The following is a 24,209-nucleotide window of genomic DNA, read 5'->3' as shown; positions in this document are numbered from 1 at the left end:
GGATATGACCAAGGGTTACGATGAGAGGCCGGTCACGCTGGCTCCTATTTTCCTAGCCAGCTTCGCACTGTGGGTCGGTCGGAGCGTTCGGGATCTGGTGAGTCCGTCGACGGGCGGGCGGCAGGGACTGGTTGTACCGGATCGGGATTTCCAACTCGAGGCCGTCTTCGATGAGCAGACTCCGGTCGTATTCCGCGGAGTCGCAACAACTTGGCCCGTATTCGATGATTTTCAGCCGCAAGCGCTGCGCGAGAAATACGGCGACCAGAAGGTTGCCGCGCTGACCAGCACGACCAACGTGTTCACACAGGAGACGTCACCGGTCGAGGTGCTCGAGTATCGCGATGTCATGGCAGCCGTCTTCGACGAGCCGAAGCCGGGCAAGAACTACTACTCGCGTGCGGCCGCCGACCCGCAGCCACTCGCCGACCAACTGCCCGCGCGCGTCGGGACCCGGCAGCAGAGCTCGGCGGCGAGCAGTGTGTGGATCGGCCAGCAGGGCAATCTGACGCCGCTGCACAATGACCCATGGCACGGCCTGCTTATTCAGCTGCACGGTCGCAAGCGGGTCCGGCTGTTTCCGCCGAATGAGTACCGCAATGTGTACGGCCGGATCCCGATGACAGTTTCCGACCCCTACACCGGACTTCCCGACGAATTCGATCCGGATGTGCGCAGCTTCGAAAAGCTGGGCGAGGCATCCTGTTACGACGTGGTCCTCGAGACCGGTGACATCCTCTACATCCCGATGTTCTGGTGGCACCAGGTCGAATCCGTGGATCCGGCGATCTCGTATGTCGCGCGCTACAACCCGAGCTATTTCGAGTTCATGAAGGCGGCCTTCTTCCCGATGGCCGTGCGCGGTGTGCTGCGCATAGTTGACGCCGTCGTGGGCAGGTTCCGCAAGCGGAAGTGACCGCGAACCGCGGTTGGTGGGCGCGGCACTGGGCGGGTGGTCCGGTGCCGGTGCGCGGATGAGGGAGATTGCGGCGACATGACCACATCTGATGGCGAAGCGACCGAGCAGGCCGAACAGCTCGTGCACCGGATCGCCCGCGCACTCGCGGCCGGTGGCCCGTCCGGCTGGCGTCGCCTGGAGGCCGTGTTCGCGATGACCACGAGCACCGAGATCGGGTTGGTGACCTTCGCCGATGACGAGCAGCGGGAGGCGCGGGTCCAGCCGAGCGATGATGTGCTCGAGTTGGTCCGCGAACAGCGGCATCTTTCGGCTCAATTGGGCGACGGCCCCTGGTGGCGACTATTGATCGACTCGGCGAGCACCGGCGAGATCGAGGTCGATTACGACTATGGTGACGAGCCGTTCCCGGACGATCACCTATTCCTTCCCGAGGTCTATCTAGCGGATTTGCAGGCGTATCCGCGCGACCGGCTGCCGGTCTGGCTCGCGGCCTATATCCGCCACGGTGACCGGCAATCGCGTCCGGCCGCCGCCGCGGCCACGCAGGCCAGAGCGGACCGGGAAAATGGGGTGCGCCCGGTGCTGTCCGAGCGTGAATTTCCGGCCTTCCCGGTGATGTCGGCCCGCTGGGCGGTCATCGCGGCCGCCTTTGTGGCGGCTGGATCGCAATGGGGGCCAAGGGTTTTGCCCGCCCTCGGCTGGTTCGAGGGTGCGCAACGCAGCGGGTCGACCCTGTATGCCCTGCCGGGGGGTCGCGCGGTGCTGTCCGGTGGCGTGTGGAATTCCCCCGAACTCGATGCCGTCTACAACGGCGGGACGCCGATGCCCGCGCTGTATGCCGGTGCGCCGGAGTGGGTCGCCGATCCGGTGCTGAATCCGCGCGCGTCCAGCGGGTTGTTGACGTTCTGCTATTGGTGGGACGGCGGTCGGTGGTATCGCGGCGAGTCGCCCACCGCGGACCGGCTCAGTGCGGCGGTGCCCGGCATCTGGACCTCCGATACGGTGGCCGGTGTGGTCGCGGGCCTGGTCGCGGAGCAGCCGACCGATGGGCAGCGAGCTGCGGTGGCAAATCTGGTATCGGCGGCGGAAATCGGTGTGGTAACCCGGGATACGCTCGTCGAGGTCTTCGGCGACGATGGCACCTTCGATATCGACAGCGCGCTCTATCAGCTCACGCTGGCCGGTGTGGCCATCACCTTGCCGGAGCCGATCTCGCGGGGAGCCGCGATAGCCCGGGTCCGGCAGTTCATTCTGGATCAGAACATGGACACCACCGGCTATCGGCTGGAAAATCTGCGCGCGGACCGGATCAGCATCGGCTGGATGGTGTACGTGCCGACCGAACCGGGCGAGATATCGATCGGGCGCGCGATCTTCTATGTCGCGGATGACGGTGTGCTGGAACAATCTTCGTCATCGGTGGCGCCGTCGGTCTATGCCGCGGAGTTCGAGCAGCGCTTTCGGCAGCGGCACGGTTCGGTGCGGAGCTAGGATCCGTCGGTGCGCCACCAATAGCCGAAGCCGCGGATGGTGGTGATCAAACCGGGCCGGTCGAGTTTCGCGCGCAATCCGGCCATATGCACATCGAGCGCGCGTGATACCGAGGCCGATGAGTCGCCCCAGATACGGTCCATCAGTTCTTGCCTGCTGATGGCGGTATCGGGTCGCTCCGCGAGGATCCGAACCAGCTGGAATTCCTTGTGGGTGAGCATGATCGGCACTCCGGCGACCTCGACCCGACGAGCCATCAGATCCACTCGAACATCGTGGGAGACAACCGCTTCCACGGGTGCGGTGTGGACCACGACGCGGCGGGTCATGGCCTCCAGCCGTGCGACCAACTCCGCGATGCGCGGCGGTTTCACCAGATAGTCGTCCGCGCCAGAGCGCAGCGCGAGCACGACGGTGCGTTCACCCGCGCGGGCGGTGAGGATGAGCACGGGAACCGTGCTGACCGCACGCAGCCGCCGCAATACCTCGAGCCCGTCCATATCCGGTAGTCCGAGATCGAGGATCACCGCGTCGTAGTCGCGGTGCGTGCGTAGTAGGTCGACACCGCGCCGCTTGCGGTCGACGAGGTAGCCGCGGGCGGTGAGGGCGGCCTGCAGCGCTTCCCCGACTCCGTCGTCGTCTTCCACCAGCACAAGCCGCACGCGCCGATCCTTGCAAAGCGAAGGTTCGACGCGCAGGCATTTGCGGATAGCCATGTTCAATGCACGGCCGCCTCGGCGTCGGCATCGACCTGCGCATGGATCGCGGAGTTGTTCGAGGTCTCGCGCATGAAGCGCGCGTCGGCAGATGCGGTCGGATAGCGGCCGCAGCACGACGAACGCCAGCAGCGCAATGAATTATTGATCCAGGCCGCGGTCGGCTTGCAGATCGAGCCGAATTCAGCGCTCGAAAATTCGACAGACGCCCAGGTGGGAGGCGGTTCTAATTCTTAACAGTCCCTTTAGCTAGTCGCCATCGGTAACGGGATGCGGGCGCCGATCGGCATGCCACTATCGGAAATGACACCGATGGCCACTATGTGCGAGCACTCGATACAACAGTGCACGATCGGTGAATCGGTTGTGTTGGAACAGGAACGAGAGCAATGACTCGAGCATCGCGTGGCGATTCCGTGCGGGGTGGTGATCGGGCGACGGATGGGCGCGACGAACAGATCGTCGTCGCGGACCACGGCCGGTACGCCGACACCTTGGTTTCGCGCATCGCGAGCGAGTTGGGCGAACTCGGACCACTCGGTTGGCAGCGGTTGAACGCGGTATTCGCGTTGACGGTGACCGTCGAATCGGCGCGGGTCGAGTTCACCGGCGACCATCGGCCGGTACGCCTGGAAGTGCCGGAGTCGGTGGTCGCGCTGGTGCGGCAGTACCGTGCCGAGATCGCCGCGTCCGGCACCGAGCCGTGGTGGCGACTGTTGTTGCGGGCCAACGCATATGGTTACGTCGAGGTCGACTACGACTATGGCGACGAACCATTCCCGGCCGATCAACTCTTCCGCCCGGAGGCGTATCGCGCCGATGTGGCGGCGTATCCACGGCCGCGACTGCCGGTGTGGTTGGCGGCCTACATGGGCCACCGAGACCGGCAGTGTCGCCGTCCGCGCCGCGCCGTGGCCGCAGCGCTCGTCGACCGGGCGCACGGGGTGACCGCGCGCCTGGTGGATCCGGAACTGCCCTCGTTTCCGCAGTTGTGGGCCCGCTGGGCGATGATTTCGGCGGCGCACGTCGCCGTTTCGTCCAACCGCGGGCCCCGCGTCGTGCCGTCGAACGGCTGGTTCGAGAGCGGCGGGAACCGCAGTAGCGGCTCCACGCTGTATGTCGTGCCGGGTGGCCGTGCCGTGCTTTCGGGCGGGGTATGGGACGCACCGGCCTTGAACGCGGCTTACAACGGCGGCGTCGACCTGCCGAATTTCTATGCGGGAGCACCGGATTGGGTGACCAACGCGGTATTGACTCCGCGCGCGGCCGTCGGCTTGCTCTCGTTCTGCTTCTGGTGGGACGGCCAGCGATGGTACTGCGGGGAGTCGCCCTCGGTACAGCAGTGCGGTGTGGCGATGCCGGAAATCTGGGAGTCGCACACCGTGGTCGAGACGGTGGCCCGGTTACTGTCGGGGGATCCGGGCACCCGAACGCGAACCGCGATAACGCGCTTGCTGACTGCCACCGAGCGCGGCGAGGTCACCCGGGAGCTGCTGGTGGACGCCTTCGGGCGCGATGCCGATCTCGAAGCCGCGATGCGTCAGCTGTCGGCGGCCGGATTGTTTGCGCCGCAGCCGAATCGCGTCCATATCGGAAACCGGTGGCCCGAGCCGGTTTCCGCGAGTATGCCGGGGTTTCGTCTCTTGGACGACAGACGTCCATGCGATGATCGAGTTGTGCTGTAGCCCTCGCTCCGCGAGAATCCTGTGCGGATCGCCTATCTGCCGCCGCTGTGAGCCTCCGGCGCGGGCTGCGGCGTCGGCTGCGACACATGGGTGAGCATCGGTGTCGTCGGCTCGAAGGTCCAGCTGTCGGAGCGGCGTTGGAACAGCGCACGGGACGGTCCCGAGGCGGCCGGGCCCGCGATCCTGGCCAGATGGAAGCCTTCCCTGCGGTAGTAGTCGTGCAGATCGGTATTGGTGGTCCAGGCATCTAGTCGGACCCAATGGCGTTGGCGTTGGCGCGCAAGCGATGCGGCGTGCGCCAATAGCCGGTGGCCGACGCGCTGCCCGGCGAAGCGGAGGTCGACGATCATGAAATGCGCGATCACCGCATCGGCCAGTTCCCATGGCGACCACAATCCGGGGTCCGCGTGGTCGTTGACGGTGATCGTCCCGGCCGGTTCCCCGGCCACCTCGGCGATCCAGGTTTCGCCCGCGTCCAGCGATCGACCGACCGCCCGCGCGAAGATCTCGATCGGCAGGCCACGGCCCGCGACCGTCCACTGATCGGAGCCACGCGCCGTGAGCCAGGCGGTGCGCTGGATCCGGAGCCGACAGATGGTGCCGAGGTCACTCAGGGTTGCCCGGCGGATGGAATTCATGACTGCACCGTATTCATGGCGGAACGTTTTTCATGGCAACGAGATACCCGGCCGGTAGGAAATCCCGAGCGTATGTCGGATGACGTTGCTGCCCTCGTCGTCGCCGAGCTCATAGGCCAGCCGGTTGCGGGTGGCGATCGACCGATGCCGGGTGGCCCTGGTGATGCGCTCGTGATTGGCGCCGATGCGGAGATGGTCCAGCAGGACAGTGCCGGTCGCGACACCGAGCACGATCGCCTCCTCGGCACTGGCCGGGCGGGCGACAAGCGTGTCGCGGTGCGCGGTCTCGGCGTGGCCGCGGTCGGCAAGTCGGCGTGTCGTGCCCTCGGGAATATCGTGCGGCGAGTCGATGCCGGTCGCCTCCGCCAAGTCCCGTGGATAGAAGCTGACCTCCCACGACCACGGCTCGTTGTCCAAGTACTGGACGACCGTCCTGGCCAGCACCCAGGAATCCTCCGGCACGCCGAGCCAATGCGCCACCTCCGGATTCGCCGGTTCCATCTTCGCGCTGAACTCCTTGGTCGGCTCGCGATGTGCGGCGCGCGCGATCTCTTCGAAAATATCGTGGGCCGACTGCGGACGATCCGGGCGAATATGGTCGGTGACAACCGATTCCAGAACTTCTTGGTTTCGGACGATCGTGCCGCGGGAAGTAGCTGTGTAGACCAGATTTTCGGTGACAAGCACCTGAATGGCATTGCGCGCGGTAGTGATCGAAACCTGCATTTGGTCGGCAAGCTCGGTATGGCTGGGCAACCGATCGCCCGGATTCCACTTGCCTGCGCGGATCTCCTCGCGGAGGAGGTCTGCGATCCGGAGATACGTCGGACCGTCCGCCATCTTGCTCCTCGGTCAGTCGTGCAGGTAACGAAGTGTACTCTTCATCACACCTTACGGCCGGGTAACGCTTGACAGGTGCCTTCAGAGGTTTATTGTAATGAACGTCCTGATCCAGGTGTTGTGCGGCGATGACGGCGAGGCAACGTGGCAGGTTCGGATTCATCAACGGTTGTGATGGCTCTTCCAGGCACACCGAGGTGTGTCGATTCGACGGTGCAGTCCCTTACTCCTGGACTACTTCCCACGTCGGATCTACTTGTTCGGGCGTGTCGCGGTCACCGGGTTGTCGGTGGTCCGCTGCTCTGGTTCGCCCGTGACCTGGCGATTCTGCATGAGAGACGGCTCGTGGGTCGTGGCGGATCGGTATCGACCGATCCGGCGACGATCCTCGAAATCGAGCGTCGCAGAATCGAATTGGTCATGGCGATCGATGATTGGGTGGCGCGCAGTGTGCCGCAGCACCGGCTCGGCGCGACACTACACACCGAAACCGTCGGTTCGGTCATCGACCGGATCGCGGAGTCCTCGGTCCGCGCGCACCACGCGCTGATGACCCTGGACGCGCACGACGAACAGCTACACGGCGCGTGGCATCACCTGGCCGAATTGGCCGATGCCTACGACGATTTGGTCCGCGATGTACTCGCGGGGCGGCGGCGACTCCCGGAGTGGTGACGACCCGGGTTGACGAGGGGCCGTGGCTTCCCTGCCGGGTAGTCACGGCCCCTTGCTGATTCGCGGCGGTCGAGTTACCGGTTTCTGGTGTTGGCTGACAGGCACCAGCGCCCGTCCTCGGCCTCGCGGACCAAATCTCCATAGGCATTCGACAATTCGGCCAGTCGCGTCCATGCCACGTGCATATGTTCGCCGGTCAGATCACCGGTCATCAGCAGGTGGAAGGCGCGGTCGGCGGTGGCCGCGATGCGATCGATGATGTCGCCGAGTGCGGCGCCGCGCTGGTCGGTGGTGCGCAGTGTCAGATGCTCGGTTGCCCAGGTATTGATATTGGCAACCAATTCCATTCGGAGACAGTCGATTACGGCTGCGCGCTGGGGATGCTCGCGTCTTATGCGGTGCAACCGGACCAGATCGTGCGACCATCGGCAGACATGCCCGCGGATCTGTTTTCCGCTCAGTGCGCACAGTAGTTCGCTGGTGCTCGGCAGTGCCGAGCCGACATTCGTGCGCACCAGCGTTGGCGGCCGACGGAACGTCGGGTTACTACAGTGCGCCGGCGCGTTCACAGCGGTGCGGTGAGCTCGAGGTGAATACCGTCGGGATCGCTGAAGGACAGGATCGCGATGCCGAGTCCGTCCAGCGGCGTGACCTCGCCGTGCTCGATTCCGGCCTCGGCCAACCGGGCGGCGGTGCGGGTCAGATCGTCGACCGAGGGCACGGTGAAGCTGAGATGGTCCAGGCCGACGCGCTCGGAATCGAATTTGTCGCTCGGTTCGGCCACCGGACGTAGTCCGAACAGCATTCCGTTCGTTTGGAATACGACGCCGCCGTAGAACTGGGCCGGGTCGGTGCGCACCTGCGGATCCTCGGGACGGCCCGGCGATTCCACCGCGATCTCGAAACCGAGCACGTCGCGGTAGAACGCCTTGGAGCGGTCGATATCGGTCACGGTCAGCCGGATGTGGTGGATACCGTTGGTTTCGACGATCGTCATATGAACTCCGCAGGGCAGGCCGGGTAAGTAGTACGAAGACTAAGCCGCTTATTCCGCAGTTCCGAGTGTCGGAAACGACATATTCAGTACTGTTTGCGACATGCATGTTGCGGTCTTCGTGCAGGACGGCGTCGCCGACCTCGGGCTCACCGCCGTACTGGAGACCTTCGCCACCGCCAATGGACTGCGCGAGGAGCTGGAGACGGCTCCCGAACCATGGCGGGTGCATCTCGTCGCCGATGGCGAACAAGTGCTCACGGCGCACGGTTTCCGCGCGCCGACGACACCGATGACCGAACTGCCCGACGATGTCGGTCTGATCGTCGTTCCGGCAACGCGCGTCCTGGATGCGGACGGGCTGATCGGCTTGGTTTCCGCACCCGCGAATCGGCCGGTGCTACAACTGATGACGCGGGCCTACGAATCCGGTGCACACCTCGCCGCGGCCTGCACCGGCACCTTCTATCTGGCCGAGGCGGGTGTGCTGGACGGCGTGGCGGCGACGACGAGTTGGTGGCTTGGCCCGGCCTTTCGGCGCCGGTATCCGCGCATCGACCTGGACGAGAGCCGAATCCTGTGTCGGGCGGATCGGCTCACCACGGCGGCGGCCTCGCTATCGCATATCGACCTCGCGCTGGCGCTGATCGCCGCGCAGAGTCCGACCCTGGCCGAATTGACCGCGCGATATCTGGTGGTCGGTGATCGCCGAACGCAGATCGACTCCGCGATCCCCGAGGTGATCGCCCGCAACGACTCTCTGGTCGCCGCATTCGAGCGGTGGGTGCGCGACCACATCGCCGAGCAGTTCCGCATCGCCGACGCGGCGCATCTACTCGGCGTCACCGAACGCACGCTACAGCGCGCCACCCAAGCCGAAATCGGAATGTCACCAAGGGATTTCGTGCACGAGGTGCGGCTGGAGCGCGCCACCCAACTGCTGCGCACCACAACGCTGACGATCGACGCGATAGCGGACAAGGTCGGCTACCTGAACGCGGGCACACTGCGCGGACTGTTCCGCCGCCGTCGCGGGCGATCGATTGCGGAGGTGCGCGCGTCCCGGCTGTCCTGGTGAGTTCCCGGCTGCGCATGGTTGCGGCCGTGATGATTCCACGGAGCGAGTTTCTACGAGCGGAGTTCGCGGCCGGTGTCGCGTTCGTGCGAAGGCGCGGCCCTCTCAGCCGAGTCGTCGAAGTGCCTGCGCTGCGGGCGCTTCGACGACGTCGCTCAATTGCTTGCCGGTCGCTCGGAATGGTCGGACGCGTGGCCTCGTCGGTCGCCCGGCCACCGCTGCTCATCGAGTCGCTACGCGGTGCGGACATTCTGGGCCACGAACACGCCGCGTCGCGGGTGCGGCGAATCAAACACCGTAGCGGCGGTGATCGATGCCGAATTCGTCTGCGACGGTAGCGGCGAGTTCGACGTAGGCGCGCTTGGTGGTCTTGTGTAGCCGGTGCAGATCGATCTCGGCGCCCTCGGACAGGTGCGAGTCGTAGGGGATGATATGCACGGCGCGGCAGCGCGACAGGAAGTATTCGCGCAGCTGCTGAATGCCGACATTCGGGGAACCCTCACGCGGCAGGTTGATGACCACGACCGCATTGCGGACCAGATGGTCGTGGCCGTGCAGGGACAACCAGTCGAGTGTCGCGGCGGCGCTGCGCGCGCCATCGATCGCGGCCGACGAGATCAGCACTAGCGAATGCGCGAGGTCGAGTACGCCGCCCATTGCCGAATGCATCAGTCCGGTACCGCAGTCGGTCAGAATGATGTTGTAGAACCGCTGCAGAATGCGCGCGACCGCGCGGTACTCCTCATCGTTGAACGCCTCCGACGCCGCCGGATCGCGTTCGCTGGCAAGCACTTCCAATCGGCTGGTGCCCTGTGAGGTATGCCTGCGCACATCCGAATACCGCTGGATCGCCGGATCGAGCAATAGATCTCGCACGGTCGAGCGGGTCTGCAGCGGCACCCGCTGCGACAGCGTGCCGAAGTCCGGATTGGCATCGACCGCGATCACCCGATCACCACGGATGGAGGCGAAGATCGACCCGAGACCCATTGTCGTGGTGGTCTTTCCGACACCACCCTTGAGCGAGAGCACCGCGATCCGATAGTCACCGCGCACCGGCTGCCGGATCCGCGCCACCAACTCCTGCAGCCGCAACTCCTCCGCGGACAAGCCGGGATTGATCGCGCCACCGGACACATGGTGCACCGCCTTGCGCCACCCACTGCTCGGCGACTTCTTCGCGCGCCGCAACGGCACGTCATCGAGGGAAGGCTGCGGACCATGCGGATGCTGCGGCTGATACTGCCCACCCTGCTGATACCCAGGCGGCATCCCTTGCGGCCCCGGGGGTGTTCGGCCGTATCCCTGCGGATCCCCAACGGGCGCTTGCTGTCCCATCGGCCCCGAAGCCTGCCCCTGCTGCCATTGGTCAGCAGGATCACCTGTCGGCTGCTGCGCCGACCCCCGCGCCGCCGGATTCTGCCACTGCTCACCCTCAGGCGCCCGCCCGACCCACGGCTGCCCATACCCAGGCCCGCCCTGCCGCGGCGCATGATCCCCGCCGGGCGCTTGGCCGATGGAACCGGGCCCCTGCCAACCTGCCTGATCGCCAGACGCGTGCCCTATGGGTCCAGCCACGCCTGGCCAAGGTGCCTGGGCGCCGCCGGGAACCTGCCCCGGCGGTTGCGGTGCCTGGTCGCCGCGCGCTGGGTCAGTGGGCGGGGGTCCGCTTTGCCACGACGCATGGTCGCCGCCAGGTGCGCGCCCAATAGGTCCGCTCTGTGCTTGGTCGCCGCCGGGCGCTTGGCCCGTAGGCGCGGGTCCGCCTTGCCACGGTGCATGAGCCCCGCCGAGGGCTTGCCCCATTGGACCGCTCTGCCATGGCGGGCCAGCCTGATCGCTAACCGGTGCCTGCCCGATGGGCGGCTGCGCGTGCCCGGGCCCGTTCTGCCACGCCGCGGCTTGATTGTTGCCTTCGGCTTGGCCTGTAGACCCGGGGGCGGCCGGTCGGAGGCTTTGGTCGCTGCTGGGTGTGCGCCCGGTGCCTCCGCTCTGTGACAGTGTCTGATCGCCGTTGGGCACCTGCCCCGTGTGCGCAGGATCGACTTGCCATGGCCCTTCGTCGCCGCCGAGCGCTTGGCCCGTGGGACCGCTTTGCCATGGGGGGCCAGCCTGATCGCTGCCAGCGGCTTGGCCCGTAGGCCCAAGGCCGCCTGGTTGAGGGCGTTGTTCGCTGCTGGGTGCGCGTTCGATAGGGGCGCTCTGTGATGGTGCGAAGTCGCTGCCGGGCGCTTGGCCCGTGGGCGCAGGACCAGCCTGCCACGGTGCCAGATCGCCAGAAGCGTGCACCGCTGCTCCGGCTCCGCCTTGCTGTGGCGCAGGGTCGCTGCCCGGCACTTGGCCCGTGGGTGCGGGGTTGCCCTGCCCTGGTGCGTGATCGTCGCCGGGTGCCTGCCCGATGGACGGTTGCGCGTACCCGGGTCCGGTCTGCCATGGCCGGGCTTGGTCGCCACTGGGTGATTGGCCTGTAGGCGGCTGGGCGTATCCAGTTCCGTTGTGCCCCTGGCTATTCGGCTGGTCGGTGCCTGGTGCTTGCGGGCCCGTCGCGGGGTGCGCGAATCCGGCATCGTTGCGGTCGCCGATGTGCCCTTCGGCTACCGCGGACTGCGCTCCGGCTGGGCCTTCTTTGTCGCGTGGCGCGTGCGGTGCCGCCTGCTCGCCGGTCGGAACATGCTGGTCGCCAACAGTGTCGGTCGTCCGCGCGACGTCATCGCCAGACGCACCCGGCTCGTTGGCGGCGTCGATCTCCGACGGCAACCGGTGCCGTCCGCCGACGGGCGTTGGTGCGCCCGTCGTCCCTGGCACGGGGTGCGCTGCCCAACCAGGCGCGGCCGACCCGCGTCCTCGTTGCGCCGCAGCGGATCCAGACTGCCCTGCGGTCCCGGTCGGCACTGGGGCTTCGGCCGAGGTTCCCTGCGATCCCGCGCCCGGCCTTCCGGGCTCCTCGCCCGGCGCCGACGCCGGTCCTCGGAACTCGGAAACCGCCGGATTGGAGCCGGTGGCCCATTCGGGTGTCGCCGATCCGGTCGGCCCCTGCGCATCAGTTTCCTGCGGCGCGAAGGGCGGCTGGTCGAACTCGCCGCCCGGTGCCTGCGGTGCCGATGCCGGTCTGTGGAAGTCGCCGCCAGGCGTGGGTGGTGCGGGGCGGTCGAATTCGTCGGGTGCCTGCGGTGCCGATGGGGGTCGTTGGAAGTCGTTGCCGAGTGCTTGCGGTGTCGATGGCGGTCGGTGGAAGTCGTTGCCGAGTGCCTGTGGTGTGGACGCGGGGCGATGGAACTGGCCCGATGTCTGAGGTGTCGCCCCCGAATCGGGGGCCTGCGCGGCGGCTGGGTCGGCGTTGGGGGTTTGCGTCGCCTGGCCGTACTGGCCGTAGTCGTGGGGTGTGCCGCCACTCGCGGACGATACTGTGCCCGAAGGTGTTCCGCCCGTGGTGGGGTGGCCGGTGCCGGGAGCCCCGCCCGACCGCCTAGTCGGATCGACCGTCGCGGAATCGAATATCGGTGTCGCACCGGGGGATTCCGCCCGGTCACCCGTTCCCGCGCCTTCGGCAGAACCAGCCGCGTCTTCCGCCGCTTGCTCGGTACCGAACACTCGCGCCGAACCCTGATCCGTGCGGCCGACCGTCTCCGATTCATCCGTCGCCGCCCCGGCTGCCGAGCCGGAACCACCTGCCGCGCCAGCGTCCGAAGGCACGCCGGAATCCACGGCCGACTGTGCATCGAACTCTCCAGGTGGCGGCGGCAACTCAGGCCGCTGCCCGCTCCGCGCACCCTCTTGCTCATCAGCGATGCGATCCTGCGGCGCAAGCCAAGGCGGCGGACCATCGTCACCTTGCGAACCCAGCCGACGCGCGTCGTCCAATTGCTGCGCCGAGCCAGCCCCCGACTCGTCGATTCCCGACCTTGCGTTGTCTGTGTGTGAGCCCGGCTGCGACTCGTCGAGTCGCGACGCTGCGTTGTCTGTGCGTGAGCCCGGCTGTGATTCGTCGAGTCGCGACGCTGCGTTGTCTGTGCGTGAGCCCGGCTGTGATTCGTCGAGTCGCGACGCTGCGTTGTCTGTGCGTGAGCCCGGCTGTGATTCGTCGATTCCCGACGCTGCGCTGTCCGTGCGCGAGCCCGCCCGCGACTCGTCGAGTCGCGAAGGTGGACTGTCTATTCCGCGCGGATCATGCGGCCCAGGCTCATCATGCCGGGTGGGCGGTCCGACGAGCTGGCCGTTGTCGAAGCGATTTTCGGGCGCCGAGGTCGGGCCGGAGTGAACGGGTGCCGAGGCTTCGGGGGTGCGCGGGCCCACGCCAGCCGCTTCGGGCGACAGTTGGCCTTGTTCGGTCCGTGGTGTATCGAGCCATGGCGGCGGGGCGTCGAAGTCGCCGGTCGGCGGCGTGCCGGGCTGCTCGCTCGTTGGCGGCTGCGGTGGTGTGGCAGGCGAATATGGTTGTGCGGCCGCCTGGTTCGGCGAGGGCGGCAGGTTGGGGCGCGACGGTTGGTAGCGCACCGTTTCCTCGACGGATGCGGGCGGCTCTGTGGCAGTCGGTTGGCCTACCCCCGGCTGCTGGTAGTCGGCAGTGGGCTGCTGCGGACCGGAAAGGTGTGCGGGAACCACCGGTGGCGTCGGCGGCCTGCCGCCGAGGGGGGCGAATCCGGCGGAGGGTTGACGTGGGTTGCGGGTCGGCAGCGGATTGCTGCCCTGCCAGCCGTTTTCCGAATGCGGCGAACCATCCGGACTCGCGTGTGGACCGTAGCCGGGCGGCGATCCCTGTCGCGAGTCCCCGTGCTCCGGGCCGCGCTGGGGTTCGGGTCCAGGAAAGGCGTTCGGGCCCTGGAAGCCACTCGGTCCACTGTGCAGTTCGAAACCGGGACCGGACAATTCGCGTGCCGCCGAACCCGGGCGCTGGCCGGGGTCCTCGGACTGCTCGTCCTTACCTTTGCGTCGGCCGAATCGGCGCTTTTCCCGGCGCGCGGCTTCGGGACGCTCCGCCTCCGGCGCACGCTTGGAACGTCCACGCCGCGAAGGCGCTTCATCGATGAGGTCGTCGTGTGGCAGGTTCTGTACGGGCGCTTCGTAGCCGCCGGTGACATCGCTCTCGGAAAGCCACGGGGGCAGCATGGGGAGGCCGTCGTTATTACGGCTCACGACTCCGCCTCGCTGGCGCTCAGCTGCGCCGTGCCCGAGGGCGCTGTGCTGATTCGCTCGCTGCGCTCCCTCACGCGTCCCCCTTGATCTGCTCGACCTTTATTCCTGGGCTGGGGTCAGTTTACGCGACGACTCCGCCTCATCACGGTTGGGGAGTGGGCCGTATGACCGGTTTTCGAACGTCCCCGATACCGGGATCTGTTGGCCCCATGCACCTCTCGATAAGCCGCCCGGATGTGTCACGCTGTATGACCGCGCTCACTACGCAGGGCCGATTGCCGAGCGTCTGCTTCACCACCACGGCCCGCTCGATCCTGATCTCCGGCAGGCTTTTACATTCCGGCGAGGGCGGCCTCATGGATCCCGGCAAGTACACGTCTTCTTCGATGCTGCCGTGCCCGAGTGACGAACGCGCTCCACCGCATCCGTTCCGACCCGTTCGCGAAGCACCGCTCCCGTGCGGCAGCGGAACCCGGAGCGTCGACGACGTCCAAGGCAAGACCGGCTCCCGACGGTGCCATGCCGCCGCGCGAAGATCACCGCTGCCGCTCGGCCGGGATGGATAGCGACGAACCCCCGATCTCGACGCCATGGCCGTTCCGAGGAAGGGGATCGTGCAAGATAAGGACGGCCGTGCAGAAGAAGCCGATGGCATTCGACGATGATCAGGTCATCACCGGTTTCTGCCTCGTCACCGACAGTGGCCACTGCGCGACGTCACCGCTCCAACGCGGCTCTTGGCACCACGACTACGCTGGCAATTGCGGCTCGGTGCACCGCCTCGAGCACGTCAGTGGGCGCGTGTGACCAGGGCGAATTGGCCTGCCAGCAATTAAACCGGTAAGCTTGGTCGGCGGTGCACCTACGCGCCGACTGTTTGCATGCCGCCGATCGGTTCGACCGATGGGTTACATGGAATCAGATACAAGGCAATCAAACCAGGTTTGAGCGTAAACCGGGATCGCGGAGGACATGGCGAAGAAGGACGGGGCCATCGAGGTCGAGGGTCGAGTTGTCGAGCCGCTGCCCAATGCGATGTTCCGGATCGAGCTCGAGAACGGGCACAAGGTTCTCGCGCACATCAGCGGAAAGATGCGGCAGCACTACATTCGCATCCTTCCCGAGGACCGTGTGGTCGTCGAGCTTTCGCCCTACGACCTGTCGCGCGGCCGCATCGTTTACCGCTACAAGTGAATCGAGTGGGCGACCGCAAGTGAATCGAGTGGGCGACCGCTGCTCGCGGAGAGCGCTCGCCGTGGTCGATTCACTTGGTGTTTTGTGGGGTGCAACCCCCACACCCCGCCCGGCGGGCTTCGCCCCCGGACCCCCACCAGGGTCTGGGCTTTGCCCATCGAGCACGCCGCCCAGGACGGTGGCAAAGACCAAGCTCGCCGTCCAGCGCGGCGAGCAACAGACTTCCTCAGCCTCCCGGCTGGGGAAAAACTGTGTTCACACCCGTGTGAACCGAACAAGATTGGACGGACGTGAAGGTTCAGCCGAGCGTCAAGAAGATCTGCGAGAAGTGCAAGGTGATCCGCCGTCACGGTCGGGTCATGGTGATCTGCGAAAACCTGCGCCACAAGCAGCGTCAGGGCTGATTTTCGCAGCACCAGCCGTGCACCGATCCATGATCGGCTTGGCCACACAGAACTGAATGGGGGTGAGCTGCAAGCACTCGCCCCGTGAAGAACTCCCAGTTCCAGCCGCACACTGCGGATTTTCGGACCGCGCGGTTCCTTGGAATCGCAAGGTCCGAGGTGTGCGAGCCAACCACCGGTACGGAGGCCGGTGCCCCACCAGACGAGGGGACGGACAGGGAGCAGACCTCCGCAACGATTAAGGAACCTGCCACATGGCACGTCTCATGGGCGTTGATCTCCCGCGTGAAAAGCGCATGGAGATCGCGCTGACCTACATTTTCGGCATCGGCCGTACCCGCGCCAAGGAGATTCTCGAGGCGACGGGCGTCAGCCCCGACCTGCGGTCGAAGGACCTCAGCGACGAGCAGGTCACGCAGCTGCGTGACTACATCGAGGGTTCGGCCCTCAAGGTCGAGGGTGACCTGCGCCGCGAGGTGCAGGCCGACATTCGACGCAAGATCGAGATCGGCTGCTACCAGGGTCTGCGCCACCGTCGTGGCCTGCCCGTGCGTGGCCAGCGCACCAAGACCAACGCGCGCACCCGCAAGGGCCCGAAGCGCACCGTCGCAGGCAAGAAGAAGTAGGGGATAAGGATGCCTCCGAAGAGTCGGGCCTCCGGCCCCAAGAAGACCCAGAAGTCGCGTCGCCGGGAAAAGAAGAACGTCCCGCACGGCCACGCGCACATCAAGAGCACGTTCAACAACACGATCGTGTCGATCACCGACCCGTCCGGCAACGTCATCTCGTGGGCGTCTTCGGGCCACGTCGGCTTCAAGGGTTCGCGCAAGTCGACCCCGTTCGCCGCGCAGCTCGCCGCCGAGAACGCCGCCCGCAAGGCGCAGGAGAACGGCGTCAAGAAGGTCGATGTGTTCGTCAAGGGCCCGGGTTCGGGCCGTGAGACCGCGATCCGTTCGCTGCAGGCCGCAGGCCTGGAAGTCGGCACGATCTCCGATGTCACCCCGCAGCCGCACAACGGCTGCCGTCCGCCCAAGCGGCGTCGCGTCTAGCGGGAAAGGAATAACGAAAAATGGCTCGTTACACAGGCCCCATCACCCGCAAGTCGCGTCGTCTTCGGGTCGACCTCGTCGGAGGCGACCAGGCGTTCGAGCGTCGTCCGTACCCGCCGGGCCAGCACGGCCGCGCGCGGATCAAGGAGAGCGAGTACCTGCTCCAGCTGCAGGAGAAGCAGAAGGCGCGCTTCTCCTACGGCGTCATGGAGAAGCAGTTCCGCCGGTACTACGAAGAGGCCAACCGCCTCAAGGGCAAGACCGGTGACAACCTGCTCCGCTTGCTCGAGACCCGTCTCGACAACGTCGTGTACCGCGCCGGTCTGGCGCGCACCCGTCGGCAGGCTCGCCAGCTGGTCAGCCACGGTCACTTCCTGGTGAACAACCGGGCCGTGAACGTCCCCAGCTTCCAGGTGACCCAGTACGACATCATCGATGTCAAGGAGAAGTCGCTCGGCACGCTGCCGTTCCAGGTCGCGCGCGAGACCGTCGGCGATCGCCCGGTTCCGGGCTGGCTGCAGGTGATCCCGGGCCGGTTGCGGGTGCTGGTGCACCAGCTCCCCGAGCGCGCCCAGATCGATGTGCCGCTGCAGGAACAGCTGATCGTCGAGTACTACTCGAAGTAAACAGCTTCCGCTGCTGGTGCGCGATCGTCCTTATCGGGGCGATCGCGCACAACCCCTAAGACGTGGGCGTCAAATAGTGGGCGCCCGTACAGGAGGATGATCCAAATGCTGATTTCACAGCGTCCGACGCTGACCGAAGAGGTCGTCGCCGAGAACCGCTCGAAGTTCACCATCGAACCGCTCGAGCCCGGCTTCGGTTACACCCTCGGCAACTCGCTGCGGCGTACCCTGCTGTCCTCGATTCCGGGGGCCGCGGTCACGAGCATCCGCATCGACGGCGTCCTGCACGAGTTCACCACCGTCCCCGGTGTGAAGGAGGATGTCACCGACATCATCCTGAACCTCAAGGGTCTGGTCGTGTCCTCGGAGGAGGACGAGCCGGTCACGATGTACGTGCGCAAGCAGGGCCCGGGCACCGTCACCGCCGGTGACATCGTGCCGCCTGCCGGTGTTGTCGTGCACAACCCGGATATGCACATCGCCACCCTGAACGACAAGGGCAAGCTGGAGATCGAGCTCGTCGTCGAGCGCGGTCGCGGTTACGTCCCGGCGGTGCAGAACAAGGCGTCCGGCGCGGAAATCGGCCGGATCCCGGTGGATTCGATCTACTCGCCGGTGCTCAAGGTGACCTACAAGGTGGAGGCCACCCGTGTCGAGCAGCGCACCGACTTCGACCGTCTGATCCTGGACGTGGAGACCAAGAACTCCATCACCGCCCGGGACGCGCTCGCTTCGGCGGGCAAGACCCTGGTCGAGCTGTTCGGGCTGGCCCGTGAGCTCAATGTCGAAGCCGAAGGCATCGAGATCGGCCCGTCACCGGCCGAGGCGGATCACATCGCCTCGTTCGGTCTGCCGATCGAGGATCTGGACCTCACCGTCCGGTCCTACAACTGCCTCAAGCGCGAGGGCGTGCACACGGTCGGCGAGCTGGTCGCCCGTACCGAATCGGATCTGCTGGACATCCGCAACTTCGGCCAGAAGTCCATCGACGAGGTCAAGGTCAAGCTGCATGCGCTGGGCCTCTCGCTGAAGGACAGCCCGGCCTCGTTCGATCCTTCGTCCGTGGTGGGTTACGACGCGAGCACCGGAACGTGGAGCGACAGCGGCACGTTCAGTGACACCGATGGCGGCGAGCAGGACTACGCCGAGACCGAACAGCTCTAGGCCGCTGGGGTAGGCACCCCGGCCCGGCCTCACACAAGGAGAACAAACAATGCCCAAGCCCAAGAAGGGTGCCCGCTTCGGCGGGTCGGCGTCGCACCAGAAGGCGATCTTCGCCAATCTGGCCACGGCGCTCTTCGAGCACGGTCGGATCACGACCACCGAGGCCAAGGCCAAGGCGCTGCGCCCCTACGCCGAGAAGCTGGTCACCAAGGCGAAGGCCGGCACCCTGGCCGACCGGCGCGAGGTGCTCAAGGTCATCCGCAACAAGGATGTCGTCCACGAGCTCTTCGCCTCGATCGGTCCGTCGTTCGAGGGCCGCGAGGGTGGCTACACCCGCATCACCAAGACGCTGCCCCGTAAGGGTGACAACGCACCGATGGCGGTCATCGAGCTGGTCCGGGAGAAGACCGTGACCAATGAGGCCGACCGCGCCCGCCGCGTTGCCGCGTCCAAGAAGGCCGAGGCGCCCGCCGCCGAGACCGTGGTCGAGGAGCAGGCCGAAGAGGCCGTCGCCGAGACCGTCGAGGCCGAGGCCCCCGCTGCCGACGAGGCCGCTGAGGACAAGAAGGACGCCTGACGCTCGCGTTGGAGTTCTCGAACGAGCCCGCCGCCCCTGTGGGTCGGCGGGCTCGCTCGTATCCGAGGCAAGTGCGCTGATATCGGGTTTCGTTCCGGCCGGAGCGAACCGTGTTCGATTAGGAGATCCTGTGACCGAGAAGGATTCGGTGGATGCGGCGGTGAGCGCGTCCGCGCAGGTGGATTCGCCCGCGGCCCTGCAGGAAGCAGCCGTGCAGGACGCAGCCGCGCAGAACGCGGCCGATGCGCGGGCGGAGTCCGATGCCGACTCGGTTCGAGTGCGGCTCGATATCGGTTACGACGGAACGGATTTCATCGGCTGGGCGCGCCAGCCCGGTCTGCGCACCGTGCAGGGCGTGCTCGAGGAGTCGCTGAGCAAGGTCTTGCGGGAGCCGATCCAATTGACGGTTGCGGGCCGTACCGATGCCGGTGTGCACGCCGAGGGGCAGGTCGCGCATTTCGATACCGGCAGCGAACCCGATGCGGCCAAGCTCATCCATCGGATGGCACGGTTCCTGCCGAAAGACGTGCGAATCAAGAATATTCGCGTCGCACCGCCCGAATTCGACGCACGCTTCTCGGCGATCCGCCGCCACTATGCGTATCGGCTGACCACCGCACCCTATGGCGCCGAGCCGCTGCAGGCCCGCAGCGTTGTCGCCTGCCGCCACGACGTCGACCTCGAAGCCATGCGTGCGGCGTCACGAAAGCTATTGGGCCTGCACAACTTTGCCGCATTCTGTCGCCGCCGTGATGGTGCGACCACCGTCCGTGAACTCCAGCGCTTCGACTGGGTGCGTGACGGTGATCTGCTGACCGCCTATGTCAGCGCGGACGCGTTCTGCTGGTCCATGGTTCGCAGTCTCGTCGGTGCGGTGCTCGCGGTGGGGGAGGGCAGGCGCACGCCAGAGTGGGTCGGCGCACTACTTAACGAAACCGAGCGCTCCAGTTCGGTCACTGTGGCTCCCGCCCACGGCCTGAGCCTCATCGCCGTCGACTACCCGGACGACGCCCACCTCGCCGCGCGCAATGCCGAAACCCGCGAAATGCGTACTGTCCCAACCGAAGGCTGCTGCGGCGAGTGATCCGGCGGGGCGCTCCCGCACCGCGATCAGCGGGCGCGGGCGGTGCGGGAGCATGACCCACCGATCTAGCCGGACGAACCCGCCTCGATCGTCCGCGGCTGGTTGGAACCGGAGATTTCGATTCGGCGCGGCTTGGCCTTCTCGGCGATCGGAATCGTCACCGAAAGCACGCCGTTGTTATAGGTCGCGCTGATCTTCTCGGCATCGACATTGTCGCCGAGGCTGAGCTGGCGCATATAGGTACCGGCGAAGCGCTCGGACGCAATCCATTGGACGCCTTCGTCACTCGGCAGGCTGCGCTGTGCGCGCAGGGTGAGCGTGCCGTTGTCGACGCTCACATCGACCGAGCCGGGGTCCACACCGGGCAGGTCGGCGTTGAGTACGTAATGATCGCCTGCCTTGAAAAGATCCATCGGCATGAAGCGCGGCGCGCGCGATGTTCCCATGGATTCACCGAGCAGTTGGCGAGCCACGGTGTCGATGTCATGGAATGGATCGAACCGAAGCACAGCAATCACCTCCATTTCGCTAGCGGCGACGCCTGCCACGGCGGCAGGCGCCGGAAGCTGTGCACCATCTAAGTTAGCACTCTCGGCATCCGAGTGCTAACAATTGGCTCGAATGTTTCGCGGCATGTCTCGGATCAATTGCGTCCCCGGACGGAATAGGGACTGCGGCGGCCTCGTTCATTCGGGACATGGCTATCGGAGATCTCGGACAGTTCGGTGTATGGCGCTACTACGGGGCGTTCACCCCGCAGGACGCGCAGGACTTGGAAGGGCTCGGTTACGGCACGCTGTGGCTCGGCGGGTCCCCGCCCGCCGATCTGGCCGTGGTCGAACCGCTGCTCGAGGCGACCGAGTCGATCACCGTCGCGACCAGCATCGTGAACATCTGGACGGCGCCCGCCAAGCAGGTCGCGGAGTCGTTCCACCGGATCGAGGCGCGTTTTCCGAGCCGGTTCCTGCTCGGCATCGGCGCGGGCCACCCCGAACACGAGGGCGAGTACCGCAAGCCCTACGACGCACTGGTCGAATACTTCGACGAACTGGATGCCGCGGGCGTGCCCAAGGAGCGTCGCGCCCTCGCCGCGCTCGGCCCGCGCGTGCTGAAGTTGGCGGCGGAACGGTCCGCGGGCGCGCTGCCCTACAACGTCACCCCCGAACACACCGCCCGCGCCCGCGCACTGCTTGGCGAGGGTGTGCTGCTGGCCACCGAACACAAGGCGGTCCTCGATGACGATCCGGTCCGGGCCCGCACCGCCGCTCGTCCGCGCGTCGAGTTCTACCTCGATCTGCAGAACTACGTCGCCAACCTCCGCCGCCTCGGCTTCACCGATGAGGACCTCGCCAAACCCGGCAGCGACCGCCTCATCGACGCCCTGGTAGCCCACGGCGACGCGGATACCGTCGTCGATCGCCTCTCGGCCCATCGCGCCGCAGGTGCCGATCACGTGGTGATCCAAGTCCTCGCCGACGAAGCCGCCACACTGCGCACGCTGGCACCGCTGCTCACCAGCTAGAACCACCGCTGGCGATCGGCCCCGGATACCGGCCGATCGCCCTGCGGGACTGTTGAATCGGGTCGAACAGCTCGATCCGAGCTGACGACGCTGCCCTCACTCGGACTTCCTTGGTCAGCAGGGATGAAACATCGGGTCCCTCGATTCGTCCGGCAGCTTCCAGCCGACCGCTGATTCGAAATCGTCCTAAGACAGCGTTAGAAAGCGCCCCATGCGCTTCCATCGCTGCTGTGACTGCGCACACACTGATCTCCGACCGACGCAAGGCCGCGTCGAAGAAGGAGATCTTGTGACTACGACACAGCCTGTCGGCGAGCGCCGGGTGGTCGCGAATGTATTGCGTGGATCCATCGGCAATCTCGTCGAATGGTACGACTGGTACGTCTATACCGCATTCAGTGTGTACTTCGCGAAATCGTTCTTCCCGAAGGGCGATTCCACGGCGCAGTTGCTTTCCACCGCAGCGATTTTCGCGGTCGGCTTCCTCATGCGGCCGCTCGGTGGTTGGTTGCTCGGTCGCTATGCCGACAAGTTCGGACGTCGCTCGGCGCTGACGCTGTCGGTGACGGTGATGGCGGCGGGTTCGCTGCTGATCGCGGCCACGCCCGGATACCAGACGATCGGAATCGCCGCGCCGGTACTGCTTTTGCTGGCCCGGCTGTTGCAGGGCCTTTCGGTCGGCGGTGAATACGCAACCAGCGCAACGTATTTGTCCGAGGTGGCCTCGACAGGCAAGCGCGGATTCTATTCGAGCTTCCAGTACGTCACGCTGGTCGCCGGACAATTGGTGGCGCTCGGTGTGCAGATCATCCTGCAGCAGTTCCTGAACAACGCGCAGATGAACAACTGGGGCTGGCGCATTCCGTTCGTGATCGGTGCGGCGGGCGCGCTGATCGTGATGTGGCTGCGGCGCAGCATGGACGAATCGGAGCACTTCGAGGCCGAGGTCGAGGCCGAGCGTGATCCGGCGGCGAGCAGCGCCGGTGTGAAGCAGCCCGCGCGGGGTTCGCTGCGGATGCTGCTGCAGTATCCGCGGGAATGTCTGCTGGTGATCGGGCTGACGCTCGGCGGCACCGTCGCGTTCTACACCTACACGACGTACATGCAGAAATTCATGATCAATACCTCCGGCATCGCCAAGCCGACGGTCTCCTGGATCAACTTCATCGCACTGCTGGTCTTCGTGGTGCTGCAGCCGCTGGCGGGCGCGCTGTCCGACCGCGTCGGACGTCGCAAGCTGTTGATCTTCTTCGGAGTCGCGGGCACGCTGCTCACCGTGCCGATCATGACCGTGATCGCGCATACCAAGAATCCGATCGCCGCGTGGGCGCTGATGATGGGCGCGCTGGTCATCATCACCGGCTACACCTCGATCAATGCCATCGTGAAGGCCGAGCTGTTCCCAACCAAGATCCGCGCGCTCGGCGTCGGCCTGCCGTACGCGCTGACCGTCGCGATCTTCGGCGGTACGGCCGAAACCATCGCGCTGTCGCTGAAGCAGGCCAACCACGAATCGCTGTACTTCTGGTACGTCGCCGGATGCATCGGAATCTCGCTGCTGACCTACTGGTTCATGCGGGAGACATCGCGCGGTTCCGCCATCGACGCCGATGCCGCCACCGACGATATTTCGCTCACCAAGGCGGATACCTCGGCCACCGAGTCGGACCGTGACCTCTCGGCGGCCCGACCCTGACGGCCCGACCGCACATGCCGCCGCGCCGCTGTGGAAGGATCGGCGTGTGCGGCTTGCGGTGGTCGAGGACGATGACGGCGTAGGCGATGCGCTGGTAGAGGCGCTCAACGCCCGCGGTTATCAGGCCGAGCGCAAACGCCGAGGCGCGGATCTGCTCACCGCCCACCGCGGCTACGACGCGGTCATCCTGGATCTCGGACTGCCCGACGGCGATGGTCTGCATGTGCTGCGCCAGCTGCGGGAGGTGAGTTCCGTGCCGGTGCTCATCCTGACCGCCCGCAGCGACGAACGTTCGATCGTGCGCGGGCTGCGCGGCGGCGCCGACGACTATCTGGTGAAGCCGCCGCGGATCGCCGAACTGATGGCCCGGCTGGAGAATGTGGTGCGCCGCGCGGCCGCCGGGTCGCAGCCGGAGCGGGCCGAGGTGGTCACCGGGGATGTGCGGGTAGATCTGGCGGCCCGGGTGGTCGAGGTGGCCGGGCGGCCGATCCCATTGACCCAGAAGGAATTCGAGTTGGTCGAGGCATTGGTGGAGCGGCCCGGCGCCGCGGTCAGCCGCCAGCAACTGATGGATCGGATCTGGGGTGACGCGTTCGTCGCGGTATCGCGCTCACTGGATGTGCATATGACCGGACTGCGCGCGAAATTGGACCGACCTGGGCTGATAACGACGATTCGCGGCTACGGTTACCGCTGGGGCCAGTGATCGTGTCGGCCCGACAGACCT

Annotated in this window: 24 protein-coding genes; 17 read left to right on the top strand and 7 right to left on the bottom strand. The window is 66.2% G+C overall.

The features are described 5' to 3' along the window. Nucleotides 1-4 precede the first annotated feature (4 nt). A complete protein-coding gene (locus NA5_RS07180; RefSeq protein WP_062983125.1) occupies nucleotides 5-916 on the top strand; it encodes a cupin-like domain-containing protein in 912 nt (303 codons plus the stop codon). A 78-nt stretch (nucleotides 917-994) separates the two neighbouring features. Then, nucleotides 995-2,410, top strand: a complete 1,416-nt coding sequence (locus tag NA5_RS07175) for a hypothetical protein (protein ID WP_062983123.1) — start codon at nucleotides 995-997, stop codon at nucleotides 2,408-2,410. Here NA5_RS07175 and NA5_RS07170 read toward each other — a convergent pair. Continuing rightward, on the bottom strand, nucleotides 2,407-3,072 hold the full coding sequence (locus NA5_RS07170) for a response regulator transcription factor (RefSeq protein ID WP_062983361.1): 666 nt from the start codon (nucleotides 3,070-3,072) through the stop codon (nucleotides 2,407-2,409). The genes NA5_RS07175 and NA5_RS07170 overlap by 4 nt on opposite strands. A 443-nt stretch (nucleotides 3,073-3,515) precedes the next feature. Here NA5_RS07170 and NA5_RS07165 point away from each other — a divergent pair, with 443 nt between their 5' ends. Further along, on the top strand, nucleotides 3,516-4,811 hold the full coding sequence (locus NA5_RS07165; protein ID WP_062983121.1) for a hypothetical protein: 1,296 nt from the start codon (nucleotides 3,516-3,518) through the stop codon (nucleotides 4,809-4,811). A gap of 32 nt (nucleotides 4,812-4,843) precedes the next feature. On the opposite strand, the gene NA5_RS07160 is transcribed toward NA5_RS07165, so the two are convergent. Beyond that, nucleotides 4,844-5,449: a GNAT family N-acetyltransferase gene (locus NA5_RS07160; RefSeq protein WP_062983119.1), complete on the bottom strand. Its 606-nt coding sequence runs from the start codon at nucleotides 5,447-5,449 to the stop codon at nucleotides 4,844-4,846. A 30-nt stretch (nucleotides 5,450-5,479) separates the two neighbouring features. Continuing rightward, complete coding sequence (locus NA5_RS07155) at nucleotides 5,480-6,289, bottom strand: GntR family transcriptional regulator (RefSeq protein ID WP_062983117.1); 810 nt, start codon at nucleotides 6,287-6,289, stop codon at nucleotides 5,480-5,482. A 345-nt stretch (nucleotides 6,290-6,634) separates the two neighbouring features. Between NA5_RS07155 and NA5_RS07150 the strand changes: the two genes are divergently transcribed. Further along, nucleotides 6,635-6,964, top strand: a complete 330-nt coding sequence (locus NA5_RS07150) for a DUF4254 domain-containing protein (protein WP_245672127.1) — start codon at nucleotides 6,635-6,637, stop codon at nucleotides 6,962-6,964. Between the two features lie 74 nt (nucleotides 6,965-7,038). On the opposite strand, the gene NA5_RS07145 is transcribed toward NA5_RS07150, so the two are convergent. Further along, a complete protein-coding gene (locus tag NA5_RS07145; RefSeq protein WP_062983113.1) occupies nucleotides 7,039-7,311 on the bottom strand; it encodes a hypothetical protein in 273 nt (90 codons plus the stop codon). A 218-nt stretch (nucleotides 7,312-7,529) separates the two neighbouring features. Beyond that, nucleotides 7,530-7,961, bottom strand: a complete 432-nt coding sequence (locus NA5_RS07140; protein ID WP_062983110.1) for a VOC family protein — start codon at nucleotides 7,959-7,961, stop codon at nucleotides 7,530-7,532. A 100-nt stretch (nucleotides 7,962-8,061) separates the two neighbouring features. On the opposite strand from NA5_RS07140, the gene NA5_RS07135 reads away from it, so the two are divergent. Continuing rightward, a complete protein-coding gene (locus tag NA5_RS07135) occupies nucleotides 8,062-9,036 on the top strand; it encodes a GlxA family transcriptional regulator (RefSeq protein ID WP_062983108.1) in 975 nt (324 codons plus the stop codon). Nucleotides 9,037-9,321: 285 nt separating this feature from the next. Here the strand turns inward: NA5_RS07135 and NA5_RS43000 are convergent, their stop codons facing one another. Continuing rightward, nucleotides 9,322-10,839, bottom strand: coding sequence for a MinD/ParA family ATP-binding protein (locus NA5_RS43000; protein WP_443093735.1), 1,518 nt, complete (start codon nucleotides 10,837-10,839; stop codon nucleotides 9,322-9,324). Nucleotides 10,840-14,799: 3,960 nt separating this feature from the next. Between NA5_RS43000 and NA5_RS40215 the strand changes: the two genes are divergently transcribed. From NA5_RS40215 to truA, 9 genes are all read left to right on the top strand, one after another. After that, the gene (locus tag NA5_RS40215) at nucleotides 14,800-14,973 is read left to right on the top strand and encodes a hypothetical protein (RefSeq protein ID WP_157110272.1); all 174 of its coding nucleotides are present in this window, start codon (nucleotides 14,800-14,802) and stop codon (nucleotides 14,971-14,973) included. Nucleotides 14,974-15,138: 165 nt separating this feature from the next. Next, on the top strand, nucleotides 15,139-15,360 hold the full coding sequence (gene infA, locus NA5_RS07120) for a translation initiation factor IF-1 (RefSeq protein ID WP_003418601.1): 222 nt from the start codon (nucleotides 15,139-15,141) through the stop codon (nucleotides 15,358-15,360). A gap of 290 nt (nucleotides 15,361-15,650) precedes the next feature. Then, the gene (rpmJ, locus tag NA5_RS07115; protein ID WP_040686659.1) at nucleotides 15,651-15,764 is read left to right on the top strand and encodes a 50S ribosomal protein L36; all 114 of its coding nucleotides are present in this window, start codon (nucleotides 15,651-15,653) and stop codon (nucleotides 15,762-15,764) included. A 254-nt stretch (nucleotides 15,765-16,018) separates the two neighbouring features. Continuing rightward, nucleotides 16,019-16,390, top strand: a complete 372-nt coding sequence (gene rpsM / locus NA5_RS07110) for a 30S ribosomal protein S13 (RefSeq protein ID WP_062983099.1) — start codon at nucleotides 16,019-16,021, stop codon at nucleotides 16,388-16,390. 9 nt (nucleotides 16,391-16,399) lie between these two features. Further along, nucleotides 16,400-16,813, top strand: a complete 414-nt coding sequence (rpsK, locus tag NA5_RS07105; protein WP_014349147.1) for a 30S ribosomal protein S11 — start codon at nucleotides 16,400-16,402, stop codon at nucleotides 16,811-16,813. A 20-nt stretch (nucleotides 16,814-16,833) separates the two neighbouring features. Then, nucleotides 16,834-17,439, top strand: a complete 606-nt coding sequence (gene rpsD / locus NA5_RS07100) for a 30S ribosomal protein S4 (protein ID WP_062983098.1) — start codon at nucleotides 16,834-16,836, stop codon at nucleotides 17,437-17,439. Nucleotides 17,440-17,544: 105 nt separating this feature from the next. Continuing rightward, the gene (locus NA5_RS07095) at nucleotides 17,545-18,603 is read left to right on the top strand and encodes a DNA-directed RNA polymerase subunit alpha (protein ID WP_040686662.1); all 1,059 of its coding nucleotides are present in this window, start codon (nucleotides 17,545-17,547) and stop codon (nucleotides 18,601-18,603) included. Nucleotides 18,604-18,652: 49 nt separating this feature from the next. Next, entirely contained in the window at nucleotides 18,653-19,180 is a 528-nt protein-coding gene (rplQ, locus tag NA5_RS07090) for a 50S ribosomal protein L17 (RefSeq protein ID WP_062983097.1), read from the top strand. 211 nt (nucleotides 19,181-19,391) lie between these two features. Beyond that, entirely contained in the window at nucleotides 19,392-20,264 is an 873-nt protein-coding gene (truA, locus tag NA5_RS07085; RefSeq protein WP_062983359.1) for a tRNA pseudouridine(38-40) synthase TruA, read from the top strand. 65 nt (nucleotides 20,265-20,329) lie between these two features. On the opposite strand, the gene NA5_RS07080 is transcribed toward truA, so the two are convergent. Continuing rightward, nucleotides 20,330-20,773 carry an Hsp20/alpha crystallin family protein gene (locus NA5_RS07080; protein ID WP_062983357.1) on the bottom strand — a complete coding sequence of 148 codons (444 nt, stop codon included), beginning with the start codon at nucleotides 20,771-20,773 and terminating at the stop codon, nucleotides 20,330-20,332. Between the two features lie 188 nt (nucleotides 20,774-20,961). Between NA5_RS07080 and NA5_RS07075 the strand changes: the two genes are divergently transcribed. The 3 genes from NA5_RS07075 (at nucleotide 20,962) to NA5_RS07065 (ending at nucleotide 24,188) form a co-directional block, all read left to right on the top strand. Continuing rightward, nucleotides 20,962-21,786: an LLM class F420-dependent oxidoreductase gene (locus NA5_RS07075; RefSeq protein WP_062983096.1), complete on the top strand. Its 825-nt coding sequence runs from the start codon at nucleotides 20,962-20,964 to the stop codon at nucleotides 21,784-21,786. 289 nt (nucleotides 21,787-22,075) lie between these two features. Beyond that, entirely contained in the window at nucleotides 22,076-23,482 is a 1,407-nt protein-coding gene (locus tag NA5_RS07070; protein WP_062983094.1) for an MFS transporter, read from the top strand. A 46-nt stretch (nucleotides 23,483-23,528) separates the two neighbouring features. Continuing rightward, nucleotides 23,529-24,188: a response regulator transcription factor gene (locus NA5_RS07065; protein ID WP_062983355.1), complete on the top strand. Its 660-nt coding sequence runs from the start codon at nucleotides 23,529-23,531 to the stop codon at nucleotides 24,186-24,188. Nucleotides 24,189-24,209 lie beyond the last annotated feature (21 nt).

Origin of the sequence: Nocardia anaemiae NBRC 100462, from assembly GCF_001612725.1 — a bacterium.
GTDB classification, from domain to species: Bacteria; Actinomycetota; Actinomycetes; order Mycobacteriales; family Mycobacteriaceae; genus Nocardia; species Nocardia anaemiae.
This window is presented reverse-complemented; position numbering and strand designations above follow the sequence as displayed.

Coding starts and splice junctions, on each gene's coding strand:
- NA5_RS07180 (WP_062983125.1), top strand. CDS start 5: ATGACCAAGGGTTACGATGAGAGGCCGGTCACGCTGGCTCCTATTTTC.
- NA5_RS07175 (WP_062983123.1), top strand. CDS start 995: ATGACCACATCTGATGGCGAAGCGACCGAGCAGGCCGAACAGCTCGTG.
- NA5_RS07165 (WP_062983121.1), top strand. CDS start 3,516: ATGACTCGAGCATCGCGTGGCGATTCCGTGCGGGGTGGTGATCGGGCG.
- NA5_RS07160 (WP_062983119.1), bottom strand. CDS start 5,449: ATGAATTCCATCCGCCGGGCAACCCTGAGTGACCTCGGCACCATCTGT.
- NA5_RS07155 (WP_062983117.1), bottom strand. CDS start 6,289: ATGGCGGACGGTCCGACGTATCTCCGGATCGCAGACCTCCTCCGCGAG.
- NA5_RS07145 (WP_062983113.1), bottom strand. CDS start 7,311: ATGGAATTGGTTGCCAATATCAATACCTGGGCAACCGAGCATCTGACA.
- NA5_RS07140 (WP_062983110.1), bottom strand. CDS start 7,961: ATGACGATCGTCGAAACCAACGGTATCCACCACATCCGGCTGACCGTG.
- NA5_RS07135 (WP_062983108.1), top strand. CDS start 8,062: ATGCATGTTGCGGTCTTCGTGCAGGACGGCGTCGCCGACCTCGGGCTC.
- NA5_RS43000 (WP_443093735.1), bottom strand. CDS start 10,839: ATGGGGCAAGCCCTCGGCGGGGCTCATGCACCGTGGCAAGGCGGACCC.
- infA (WP_003418601.1), top strand. CDS start 15,139: ATGGCGAAGAAGGACGGGGCCATCGAGGTCGAGGGTCGAGTTGTCGAG.
- rpsM (WP_062983099.1), top strand. CDS start 16,019: ATGGCACGTCTCATGGGCGTTGATCTCCCGCGTGAAAAGCGCATGGAG.
- rpsK (WP_014349147.1), top strand. CDS start 16,400: ATGCCTCCGAAGAGTCGGGCCTCCGGCCCCAAGAAGACCCAGAAGTCG.
- rpsD (WP_062983098.1), top strand. CDS start 16,834: ATGGCTCGTTACACAGGCCCCATCACCCGCAAGTCGCGTCGTCTTCGG.
- NA5_RS07095 (WP_040686662.1), top strand. CDS start 17,545: ATGCTGATTTCACAGCGTCCGACGCTGACCGAAGAGGTCGTCGCCGAG.
- rplQ (WP_062983097.1), top strand. CDS start 18,653: ATGCCCAAGCCCAAGAAGGGTGCCCGCTTCGGCGGGTCGGCGTCGCAC.
- NA5_RS07075 (WP_062983096.1), top strand. CDS start 20,962: ATGGCTATCGGAGATCTCGGACAGTTCGGTGTATGGCGCTACTACGGG.